General features: G+C 71.1%; 7 protein-coding genes. 6 read left to right on the forward strand and 1 reads right to left on the reverse strand.

Going from position 1 to position 11,859, the window contains the following annotated elements:
- Positions 1 to 2 precede the first annotated feature (2 nt).
- Positions 3 to 485 carry a flavin reductase family protein gene (locus TOK_RS03050; RefSeq protein ID WP_253258144.1) on the forward strand — a complete coding sequence of 161 codons (483 nt, stop codon included), beginning with the start codon at positions 3 to 5 and terminating at the stop codon, positions 483 to 485.
- A 3-nt stretch (positions 486 to 488) separates the two neighbouring features.
- Positions 489 to 2,450 (forward strand): LuxR C-terminal-related transcriptional regulator, encoded by a 1,962-nt coding sequence (locus TOK_RS03055; RefSeq protein ID WP_098956217.1) that lies wholly within the window; start codon positions 489 to 491, stop codon positions 2,448 to 2,450.
- Between the two features lie 2 nt (positions 2,451 to 2,452).
- Here the strand turns inward: TOK_RS03055 and TOK_RS03060 are convergent, their stop codons facing one another.
- Positions 2,453 to 3,976, reverse strand: a complete 1,524-nt coding sequence (locus TOK_RS03060; protein ID WP_098956218.1) for a 4-hydroxyphenylacetate 3-hydroxylase N-terminal domain-containing protein — start codon at positions 3,974 to 3,976, stop codon at positions 2,453 to 2,455.
- A 143-nt stretch (positions 3,977 to 4,119) separates the two neighbouring features.
- On the opposite strand from TOK_RS03060, the gene TOK_RS03065 reads away from it, so the two are divergent.
- From TOK_RS03065 to TOK_RS03080, 4 genes are all read left to right on the forward strand, one after another.
- Positions 4,120 to 6,426 carry a helix-turn-helix transcriptional regulator gene (locus TOK_RS03065; protein ID WP_098956219.1) on the forward strand — a complete coding sequence of 769 codons (2,307 nt, stop codon included), beginning with the start codon at positions 4,120 to 4,122 and terminating at the stop codon, positions 6,424 to 6,426.
- A 173-nt stretch (positions 6,427 to 6,599) separates the two neighbouring features.
- Positions 6,600 to 9,614: a BTAD domain-containing putative transcriptional regulator gene (locus tag TOK_RS03070; RefSeq protein ID WP_098956220.1), complete on the forward strand. Its 3,015-nt coding sequence runs from the start codon at positions 6,600 to 6,602 to the stop codon at positions 9,612 to 9,614.
- Positions 9,615 to 9,928: 314 nt separating this feature from the next.
- Positions 9,929 to 11,425, forward strand: coding sequence for a 4-hydroxyphenylacetate 3-hydroxylase N-terminal domain-containing protein (locus tag TOK_RS03075; protein WP_098956221.1), 1,497 nt, complete (start codon positions 9,929 to 9,931; stop codon positions 11,423 to 11,425).
- Positions 11,426 to 11,451: 26 nt separating this feature from the next.
- Positions 11,452 to 11,844, forward strand: a complete 393-nt coding sequence (locus TOK_RS03080) for an SCP2 sterol-binding domain-containing protein (RefSeq protein WP_098956222.1) — start codon at positions 11,452 to 11,454, stop codon at positions 11,842 to 11,844.
- Positions 11,845 to 11,859: the final 15 nt, after the last annotated feature.

An 11,859-nucleotide genomic window follows, 5' to 3' on the forward strand; every position in this document is an offset into this window, starting at 1 on the left:
CCGTGACCGCTCCCACCGTCGTCGACCAGGCCGTGGCCTTCCGGGCCACGATGTCCCACCTGCCCTCGGGTGTCTCGGTGATCACGACCCGTACCGGGGACACGCCGGTCGGCATGACCGCAAGCTCGGTCACGGCGCTCTCCCTCGACCCGCTCCAGCTGCTGGTCTGCGTCGGAAACCAGCTCTTCACCAGGAAGGCGATCGCCGGGCACGGCCTCTTCGGGGTCAACATCCTGGGCGAGGGCTCGCAGGATCTCGCGCGCCAGTTCGCGTCGAAGGGTGACCGCTTCGCCGGGGTCGACTACGTCGAGGAGCACGGCGTCCCGATGCTGCGGGCGGCCATCGCGACCGTCGTCTGCGAGGTCGCCACCGAGCTCCCCGGTGGCGACCACACGATCTTCGTCGGCACCGCCCGGCGTTTCGAGCACAACAGCGCCGGACGCCCACTCGTGCACTTCCGCGGCGAGTTCGGCCGGATCGTCTGAGACATGGCGCCTGGCCCGGGGTCCGTTCCGGCACCGCGGCGTGTGGCCGGCCGGGCCCGGCAGCGCCTGCTCGAGCGGCTGCGGGCGGACACCGACACCGTCGTCGTCAGCGGGCCCGCCGGGGCGGGGAAGACGGCCCTCGTCGAGGAGTGGGCGCGCGCCGAGAGCGATGTCCGGATCCTGAGGATCTCGCGACACCACAACACGGCCGAATCGCTCCTGTCGGGAATCCTGGCGGTGCTCGGCGGGGCGGCGGACCTGGTCGACGCCACCGAACCGAGCGCCGGGGCCGTACTGGTCGGCCGCACGGTCGATGCCGGGCCCTTCACCGCGGACCGGCCGTGCCGGCTGGTCCTCGACGGCGTGGACTCCGTGACCGATCCGGACGCCGAGCTCCTGTTGCGTGAGCTGGTCGAACACCGCCCGCCGCCGCTCCGGCTGCTCGTCACGACCCGCCACCGCAACCCGAGCTGGCTCGTCCGCAGCCGCGCGTGCGGGGCCGCGACGACCATCACGGCGCCGGAGCTGCGGCTCCGCCCGGCCGACGTGGCGTCGCTGCTGGGCGCGGACGTCCCCGAGCTCGACGGCTGGGCCATGGGTGTCGGCCTCCTGGCTGCACTGGGGCCCGCGGGCGCCGACGAGGCGATCCGGGACTTCCTCCGTGCCGAGGTGACCAGGCGGGTCACCACCGAGGTCCGGCAGCTGCTGCACGCCGTGTCGGTCGCCGGCGCGGTCTGCCCGGCACTGGCCATCCGGCTGACCGGGAACCCGGCCGCAGGGCAGCTGCTCGCGCAGTTCGCAGAAGTCACCCAGTTCGCGACGGTGTCCGAGGGCCCGGTCTTCGCGCTGCATCCGGTGCTCGCCCGCCACCTGCGCGACGAGTTCGCGACCGAACGATGGGAGTCCTACGTCGACGTCCGCCGACGGTATGCGGACTGGCTCGTCGAGGAGGGACAGCTGGACCTGTCGACCCGGCTGTACGTCGAGCTGGGCGAGGTGGCAACGGCATGCGACACCCTGCTCGCCCACTGGCAGCACCCGGTGCTGTCGGGCCACCCGGAGGTGGTCCGCGACGCGCTCGGGCACCTGCCTCCGGAGCTCGTCGCGAGGGACCCGCAGCTGTGCGTCGTCATGGCGATGGTCAACCTCGCCGCCGGCGACCACCGCGCCTGGCAGCGGTGGGCCGATGTCGCCGAGGTGCACGAGGACGTCGAGATGGAGCCGGGTCTTCCGGTCGGGGTGGCGGTCGCGGTCTCGCGCCGGCTCGCCGCAGCGGTGACGAGCGGGACAACCCCCCACGACACGGTCGGCTACCCCCTCACGGGGCTGTGGGCCGCGATCTCGGAGGTCGCCGACGGGCTCTCCCGGCTGTGGGCGGGGGACCACACCGCGGCGACGGCGCATTTCCGGCGCGCGGAGGTGGCGTCCCGGATCGCCGGCGACCAGCTCGCCCTGGTCCACGCACTGTCCGGTCTCGCGCTCGCCGCCGCTCTCGGCGGTGGCGACGCGATGCCGTGCGCCGACGAGGCGATCGCCGCCGCCGACCGGCTCTCGCCGCTGTGCCGGTGGGTCGTGGCCCACGCCCATCTCGCGCTCGCCACCGTGCACCGGTCGGGCGGGACGACACTCGCCGCGACGGGCGCCGCGAACGATGCATTGCAGCTGCTCAGCGACTTCCCGCATCCACTGGAACAGCGGACCCGCGCCCGCGCCGCGGAACTACTGCGGCCGATCGCGCCCCCCGCCGAGCCCCGCCGGCCGGGCGGGAGCGACCTGTCCGGGCGCGAACGACGCGTCCTGCGCGCCCTGTGCGGCCCCCTGACCCTGAGGGAGATCGCCGACGAGCTCTACGTCTCGCACAACACGGTCAAGAGCCAGGTCAGGTCGATCTTCCGCAAGCTCGGTGTGCACGATCGGGCCGCCGCGGCCGCGGCGGCCCGATCGTGGAGCATGGTCGAGCGCTGACGTCAGACCGCGGCGGCGCTGTCCTGGCGGCGGGCGTAGGCGGCCTGGGTGAGGTACTCGGTGCCGCCGTCGTCGCGGGTCGTCTCGATGCCGCAGATCTGCCGCGCGAGGTCCGCGATCGGGCCGGCGGCCGACAGCTCCGCCCGCCGCATGGTGAAGGTCCGGATCGTCAGCAGGGGCGTGCCGTTGAAGTTCTCGAACGTCGCCATGCGGTCCCCCCAGTCCGACTGGAACAGGTCACGGATGACGCGGCTGATCCTGAGCCGGTCGTAGGGCCGGCCCACCGGGCCGGTGTGGAGGGCCTCGAGCCACGGCCGCAGCGCGGGCTCCTGCCACTGGCCCTCGGTCGGGAACACGAGCGCCGCCCGCCCGGCGAGGTCCACCAGCTCGGCGCTCAGCCTGGCGATGTTCTCGAGGTAGTACGCGCGACCGAAGTCGAACATCAGCACGTTGGGCTTGTAGGTCCCGCCCGGGGTGAGGAAGCCCTCGTCCTCGCAGCCGATGACGTGGGCCTTGAGTGTCTGGTGGAACCCCGCGAACTGGGCCAGCCGGGCGGTGACCGGCGGGAGCTGGCCCACACCGGTGTGCTCGGTGATCAGCAGGGCCAGGCCCAGCATCAGCTCGGCGCGGACCATCTCCCGGACGAGACCCTGGTAGTGGACCCAGTCGAACACGCGCTGCGGGTAGTACGACGCGTGCGCCGGGTTGCCGAGGTGGAAGACCCGGTTCCACGGGATGAAGACGTTCTCGAAGATGACGGTGGTGTCGAGCTCGTCGCCCTGCGACGACATGGGGTGCTCGATCGTCTCGCCGTCCCGCACGTTGCTCTCCCGCGAGACCATCGTGACGCCCGGGGCGTTCGCGGGCACCGCGGCGAAGATGATCTGCTCCTCGGTGATGCCGGGCCTGAAGAAGACGCCGACGTTGAGGACGTCGCAGAAGACCGCACCGGTCGCGATCGCCTTGACCCCGGTCACGACGATGCCCTCGTCGGAGCGGGACACCACGCGCAGGGCGGGCGACTCGGCCTGCGCGGACTCGCGGGACCGGTCGGTCTGAGGATCGACGAAGGCGATCGCCGCGTTGAGGTCGCCGGCCTTGGCCTCCTCGAAGAACTCCATGATCCCGACGGTGAGGTCGCGTCCGTCGGTGCCGATCGACTGCTCGCTCCACGGTGCCGGGTCGTCGACGTAGGTGCGCAGTACCGAGTTGTTCACGTCGGGTGACCGCGGCGCCGAGCCCGCGCCGAGCAGGCGGATGACGGTCTCGTGGTAGTGCCGCTTGCGCCGCAGCGTCTCCTTGTCGATGTTCTTGAACCACATCATCGAGCGCCGGGTTCCGTCCTCGTCGACGAAGGTCATCACGTCCTCGAGGTCCGGGCGGTGGTGCAGGTCGTAGAAGTCGGCGGTCAGCTGGGCGAAGGCACGGGTCTTGGGGTGCGTCGCGACGTTGTCGATGAGCTCGTCGCCCACCCAGACGCGGCGGCCGTCGTCGAGCGCTTCCAGGTACTGCTTGCCAGTTCGCATGGGAGTTCCTTTGCCGGTCGGCTGTGGGTGCCGGAAGTGTCGGTGGGGCCGGGGTGAGGGATGATCGGATGGCGCCGTTTCACCCGGGTGAATGGCGACGGCGGTCGCGTGCACAGATGGGCCCGGAGCAGCATGCTGGTTCCATGCCCCCAGCCGGCCCACAGATCGCGGCGCTGCTGAGCGACCTCCACGGGGGTGGGTCGGCAGCGCTCCTGGTCGAGCTGGACCCGGGGACCCGTACCTCGGAGGTGTTCGCGCAGCTACGGGAGGCCGCACGGGCGGCGGGGCACGTCGTCGTCACGGTCCCGGCCGCCGAGAGCGACCAGCTGTCGTCGCGGTCGCGCCTCCTGGAGACGCTCGCCGGGTCCGGGTCCGGGTCCGGGTCCGGGTCCGGGTCCGGGGACGTCGGCGACGGTGGCGCGATCGTCAGCCGCATCGCCGAGGTGCTCGACGCGATGGCCCAGGACGCGCCGGTCGTCGTCGTCGTCGAGGACGCGGGCTGGAGCGACCCTGCGACGCTGATCGCGCTCAAGACGTTGCCGGGCCTGCTCGGTCACCTTCCGATCCTGTGGACGGTGGGGGTGGTTCCGGGGCCCTCGCGCGCGGACCGCGTCGTGGCCGCGCTGCGGGCCCTCGGCGTAGCGTCGATCCCGGCGGCGGCGCCGGGCAACCGGGACACGGCGACGGTCCCGGTCCCGTTGTTGCAGGTGGGTGCCGTGATCGGCCTCGAGTTCGATGTGGGCGTCGCGGCCGGAGTGCTCGGACGCCCGGTGGGCAGCCTTCTCGGCGAGATCGACGGAGCTCTCGCGGCGGGAGTCCTCCTCGACGGCGGAGCGACCCTGCGGTTCGCCGACGCCCGGTTCCGCGACACCCTCTACGACGCCCTTCCTCCCTCGGTGCGGCGTGCACTCCACCACGACGTCGCCCGGCAGAGGATGGCGTGGCCGGGCGGGGAGGCCGAGGCCGTCTGGCACCTGGCCCGGTCGACCGGACGCCTGACCGAGGGTGATCTCGGGGTCGTCCGCGGCGCGATCGGGCGGTTGGCGACCGTCTCCCCGGAGGACGCCGCCGAGCTCGCCCTCCGCGTCAGCGAGCTGTTCGCATCGCCGGACTCCCACCACGTCGAGTTCGTCATCACCGCCGCGGCGCACCTCGGCCGGACGAGCCGGGTCGGGGAGGCACTCTCGATCCTCAACAACCTGGCCGTCAGTGGCCTGAGCAACCGTGAGGAGGCCCGGATGCGTCTCGTGTCCGCTCAGCTGCACCAGGCCGCCGGCGACGACAACGAGGCGATGGACCATGTGACGCGCGCGCTGGCCCTCCCGACGATCGACGCCCACGTCGAGCTCGCCCTCCTCAAGATCCGGTCCGCCGGGCACGTCAACCTGGGCGAGATCGAGGCCGCGATCGAGGTGTCACGTCCCATCCTGAGCGCCGCGCGCAGCAGCCCGGACCCGGCCACCCGGGTCAGCGCGGACCTGTTCGCCTCGCAGCTGGCGTTCAGCCAGGCGCAGGTCACGGCGGCGCTGCGGTTGGCCGAGCAGGCCGCGTCGGGCGTCGAGGTCTCGGCGACCCGGCCACTGCACGCGCCCCGGATCCCGGAGCTCTGGCTCGCGACGGTGCTGCTGTCCTCCGACCGCGTCGAGGAGGCCTCGGAGCTGCTCCTGCACGGGCAGCGCGACTACGAGCGGCGCGGCCTGGGATGGTCAGCGCCCTACTGGCACACGACCCGGGCGGTCGAGCGGTGGATGGCCGGCGAGCTCGACGATGCAGCCGCCGAGGCGGAGACCGCGCTGGACGCCGCGGACCGTCTCGACCTCGTGCGGCCCGTACAGCTGACCCGCTCGGTCCTGGCGATCGTCGAGACCGACCGCGGGCGGGCGGCGCAGGCACGACGCCTCCTCGGCGGTGCGACGCTCCCCCGCCGCCCCCGCGCGTACGACATCTGGACGGCTGCGGCGCTGGTGCGACTGGCACCTGGCGAGGCCGACGAAGCCCACCGGTGGCTCGACCACCACGCCAATCTCGCCCGGGTGATGTCCTTGCCACCCGGGGTGTGGCCGAGCCTGATCGTTCCCGACAGCACCTGCCGACGGGTCCGGGATCTCCTCGACGAGGCCGGACGCGTCGCACACGACCAGCGCGTCATCGTCTCCGCCGTGGCGGCGGCACGGTCGGTGGGCCGGACGTCCGTGCCACACCCGCCCAGGGGCGCGGACCGCGCCACCTCGGGCTGGGACAGCCTGACGGTGTCGGAACTGCGCGTCGCCGGGCTCGTCGCCGAAGGTCGCACCAACCGGGCCATCGCCGAGCAGCTCCACGTCTCGGTGCATACCGTGGGTACTCACATCCGCCACGTCTTCACCAAGCTCGGCATCAACACGCGCGTCGAGCTGACCCGGATGACCCTGCTGCACGCCCGGGACGTCGACGGCGACCGACCCGGGTGACCACCGGGCCGTTAGTGACCCGAGAGTGTCCGTTGACGTAGCGACCCCGGTCATGAACTCTGGGACGGCCGCGCTGCGAAGGCGCATCGGCGACCGAGCAGACGCCACCGCTGCGGGTACGACGGAACTGTGTCGGCGCTGCTCAGCAAGGGTGTCCGAGGGGCGGTGCAGCCATGAGTGCGTCGACAGCGCCCGCGAACGACGTGATCATCCGGAGCAAGATCCTGGCACCGGAGCGCTGCGCACGACGACTGCGCCGCCCGCGGGTCGACCGGACACTGCGCGTGCTCCTGGACGGGCGACGGATCGTGACGGTCTGCGCGTCCCCGGGATCCGGCAAGACGACCGCGGTGGCCGATGCCCTCGACGGGCTCGACCGACCGATCGCCTGGCTCTCGCTCGACGGCAGCGAGACGCCTGCGGCGCGGCTCCTGGTCTACCTCGAGGCCGCGGTCGGTCAGCACGCCGCCGCCGCGACCAGTGTCACCCGGGATGCGCTCAGCCGCGGGCTGCACATCGCCGAGGCCGCCGGTCTGCTGGCCGAGAGCCTGGAGGGCAGCCGGCTGGTGGTCGTGTGCGACAACGTCGAGCAGGTGTCCGGGGACGCGGACGCGGAGACGGTGCTCACGGCCTTCGCCCGGTACCTGCCCGACGGCGTCGACCTCGTCCTCGTCTCAGGAATCGACGTCGCCCTGAAGGCCCAGGCCGTCCCCCGGTCACGGATCGCGCGCCTCGGCGACGAGGACCTGGCCTTCGACGTCGACGAGGCCACCGCGGCTCTGTGCCTGGCGGGCCGTACGGCCGTCGACGTGCGAGAGGCGCTCGCCGCGACGAACGGCTGGGTCACGGGGGTGCTGCTCGGGCCCTGGACCGGCGGCGACGACCCGCCGACGACCGGCCTCCACGACTTCCTGACCAGCAGCGTCCTCGACGTGCTGGACCAGACCAGGCGGAACTTCCTGCTCCACACCAGCATCCTCGACGAGGTGACGGTGTCGGGGGCCATCGCGCTGGGCGAGAAGAACGCCTGGAGAACGATGCGCCGGCTGCGGGCCGTGCACCTCCCGGTGACCTGGTCCCCGGACGGCACCCGGATGACACCGCACGGGGTGTTCCGCGAGTTCCTGCTTGACGTCATGAGCCGGGACGACCCCGACCTCCACGCGATGCTGCGCCGCCGGCACGCGACCTTCCTGCTCGACCAGGGGGAGCACGAGGAGGCCGTCGACACGCTCCTGGAGATCGGCGACATCGACAACGCGTGGGACCGGGCGGCGAAGCTGCTTCCCGAGGTAGTCGCGCGGAGGGACTTCGTGACGGCGGCTCGCTGGCTCGATCGGCTCCGGTTGTCGTCGCGTTGTCCGACACCCCAGGTCGGGGCAGTGGTGCTGCGGGTCGTCTTCGCGCTGGAGAGTTTCCATCGAGCGGCCGAGATGTTCGACCGGTTCGGCTACCAGTGGCTTCTCGACCCGACATCGCCCGACTTCGAGGAGTCTCTCGTTCTCGCCTCGTGGTGCCTCTTCCACCTCGGACGCATCGAGGACGCGGAGGACCTGGCGTCGCACCTGCCGCCCGGCCGGGCCAGGAGCATCGCGCTGGCGGTGATCGGTCTGGCCAAGGAGGAGGCACCGGACCTCCCCGAGCTCACCGCGACGCCGTCGGGCCCCCTCGACGGCATCCTCGTCCGGTGCCGGCACCTGCGTGGACGGCAGTCAGGTCTCGGCGAACCCGAGTCGGGCGACCCGTGGCGGGACGTGATCGGCGCGCCGTGGGTGCTGGCGGGTCTGCGTGCCACCGGCATGATCGACGCCGCGATGTCGATGTACGAGCAGCGGAGGGCGTCCGACCAGCCGCTGCGGCTGCACGCGTTCGACGCCGTCGACCTCATGCTCGATCTCGGCCGCGGTGACGAGGCGTGGGAGTCGCTGCGCAAGGGCCGGCAGCTGATCGCCGAATCGGGGTCATGTGTGTACCGGACGTGGAGTCCGATCATGGAGGCCAAGCTCTGGCTCCGGCTCCACCACGACGTCGAGAAGGCCGAGCGGGCACTCGACGCCGCCGAGACGGCCGGGCCGGCGACGTACGCCTTCGCCCGCGAGACGGCGCAGGTGTGGCGGGGGCTGTGCCTGTTGATGCGCGACCGCAACGTCGAGGCCCAGCACACCCTGCTGAGGTGCGTGGCGAGCATGCAGGCCGGCGACCGGATGCTCGAACTCGCGACGGCGGCCGTCTACCTGGCCGAGGCGCACTGGCGGGTCGGGGAGGAAGCCCTGTCCGACGAGGCCGCCAGGCTCGCGCTGGAGGTGTCGACCGCCCACGGCCTACAGCACGTGCTCCTCGCCGCACTCACGGACGTACCGGACGTCGCGACCCGGGCGGCCGACGCCTCGCCCGCCCACATGTCGCCCTGGTGGGAGATCGTGTCGTCGCTGGCGACAACGGAGGTGTTGCGGGTCCCGGCCCGGCGACCTCGGGTGATCCTCGAGGAGTTCGGCGAGCCGTCGCTGAGCGTCGACGGGGTGGTACTCCAGCCCGGTCTCACCAAGAGCATCGAGCTGATGAGCTTCCTGCTCGGCTCACCCCAGAACTCCGCGACCCGTCGTCAGATCCTCGACGCGGTGTTCGAGGGGCGCAACGACGCCGCGAGCCGCAGCTACCTGCGACAGGCGCTGTTCAAGCTGAGGGCCGCCCTCCCCGCGGAGCTTGCACCGATCCAGGACGGCGAGCTGTTCTTCATCCCCGTGGGCGACGCCGTCGTCGGCACGGCGCGAACGATGCTGGACCTGCTGGGACTCGCGGCACGTCAACCCGACCTCGAACGCCTCAACACCCTGGAGTCCGCACTCGAGCACCCCGCGCGCGGACCCTACCTGTCGACGATCTCGACCGAATGGGTCACCGCACGCCGGGCGCGGTTGGCCGACCGCGTCGCGAGTGCGCGCATCGACGCCGCCCGGATCGCCTACCACTCCAGCCGGTACGCGCTCGCCCGCTCCCTGCTCCAGGAGGTGCTGCGGGAGCACCCCTACCGCGAGCGCGCGTGGCAGCTGGCGATCTCGGTGGCTCACGCAGCCGGGAGCGACGACGACGTCCTCACCATCTTCCGCCGGTACACCGCCACGATGCGCGAGCTCGGTGTGCCACCGAAGGCGGAGGTCCAGCGCCTCGTCGCCAACCTGCGCCGCTGAGCGAACGGCACGTACGAATCCGGAGATCGCCGTCGGCAGGCACGGGCCGATCGGGCACGAACTCGATCTCCGCGTCCATTCTCGGAGGGGCGTGGATCGCGCCGGACGGACCTTGTTAGAACGAGGTTAGATTTCGTTGACCGGTGCACCGGCCGATGGTTGCCTGAGTCACATTCACCGCCATCCGATACCGGGCGGAAAGACCCGGACCGGCTGACATCCCAGGCCGCACGTGCCGCCGGCGCACAGTACACGCATGCCGCGACGCGGGCCGGCGACCGAAAACGGTGCCCACTCAAGAAACGGCAGGAAGAATGGCAGTCAGAACTGGTGTCGAATACCTCGACAGCATCCGTGACGATCGGAAGGTGTTCCTGGACGGAGATCTGGTCAAGGACGTCACGGCCCATCCGGAGACCCGGGCGATAGCCGAAACGATGGCCTCGGTGTTCGATCTGCAGCACCGGCCCGACCTGAGGCACATCCTCACGATCACGACCGACGACGGTGAGGTCCAGGGCAGCGGGTGGATGATCCCGAAGTCGCTCGACGAGCTGATCCAGCGGCGACAGGTCACCGAGATCCTGGCCCGCGAGACCGGCACCACGATCACCCGTAGCCCCGAACACGGCGCGATCTCGCTGCTCGGCATGCACGAGCTCCGTCACGACTTCGCCAACGGCGACCAGGACCGGCTCGACGCCTTCGACGAGATCTGGCGACGTTGCTCCTCCGAGGACACCGCGTTCGTCCAGGGGTGGATCGATCCCCAGTACGACCGGCGCAAACCCGCGGCGCAGACGGATCTCATCCGGGTGGTCGAGAAGAACGGCAAGGGGATCGTCGTCCGCGGCGTCAAGTCGATCGCCACCCAGGGCGCCTACGCCAATACCATTCTGGTCGGGACGTTCCCGCGGCCCGGCCTGAGCCCGGACCAGATCATGTACTTCGCGGTTCCGGCGAACCACCCCGGCATGAAGATCGTGTGCCGCCCTTCGCATTCGAAGCATGATCGGGAGAACAACCCGCTCGCCGGCCGGGGTGACGAGCTCGACTCGATGCTCGTGTTCGACGACTCGTTCATCCCCTGGGAGAACGTCATCGCCCAGGGGATTCCCCCGGCTGCGACGGTCCGGCTCTTCCACCGCCTCTCGCAGTTCCTGCACTGGGACGTCCTGATCCGACAGGGGGTGCGGGCGGAGTACATCCTCGGCGCGGCGTCCAACGTGGTCGACTCGCTCGGGACCGGCCAGATCCCGGCGGTCAAGGACCACCTCGCCGAGCTGATCCGGTTCCTCGAGACGATCCGGGCGTTCCTGACAGCGGCCGAGACCCTCGCCGTCCCGAGCAGCTGGACGGGCACCTACCGGCCCAACAGCCTGCAGATCACCGCGGGCCGAACCTATGCGGCACAGAACTGGCAGCACATGCACGAACTGCTGCAGGACCTGTGCGGCAGCGGTCTGCTGATGCAGCCGACACCGGCGGACTACGCCAACGAGGAGATCAGCCCGTGGCTGAACCGCGTCCACGAGGGCGTCGGGTTCACGGCCGAGGAGCGGAGCCGGATCTTCCGGCTCGTCTGGGACATGACCGCGACCGAGACGAGCGCCCGCTCACACATCTACGAGCGGTTCAACTCGGCCCCGTGGTTCGTCACACGGACCCAGCTGTTCGACCGCTACGACCGTCAGCGGGAGAAGATGCTGGCCCTCAAGCTCGCGGGCGTGGACCCGCAGAAGGCCCAGGTCGAGCTCGGCCAGATCGAGCGTCCCTGGGGATCGCACCTCGACGCCGTCAACAAGAGCTGACAGGAACATCCGAGGCAGGAGCACCAATGATCGGCACCACGACTCTTCTCACGCCCGACGACTGCTTCGCCGCGGCGAAGCGTCGGTTCGACCAGGACCCCGAGGCCTGGAAGGGTTTCTCGGGCACGATGGAGTTCGTCCTCACCGACGACGACGGGCAGGAGTCCGTCATCCATCTGGACATCGACCAGGGTGAGCTCCGCATCGTCGACGGCCCCGCTCCCGGCACCCCGAGCGGCCGGGTCACGATCGGTGCGGCCGACCTCGTCCTCTTCGCCAAGGGCATCCTTGACGAACATCTTCTCCGCCGCCGCGGCCTCCTCCACATCGAGGGCGACATGTACGTCCTCGGGAAGCTGCCGACCCTGCTCGTGACGGACGTCCCGCTGTACCAGTTCCGAACCGGTGACGTCGCCTAGAGCCGGTCGCCCGGC

The sequence above is a fragment of the Pseudonocardia sp. N23 genome, assembly GCF_002583555.1.
GTDB lineage: Bacteria > Actinomycetota > Actinomycetes > Mycobacteriales > Pseudonocardiaceae > Pseudonocardia.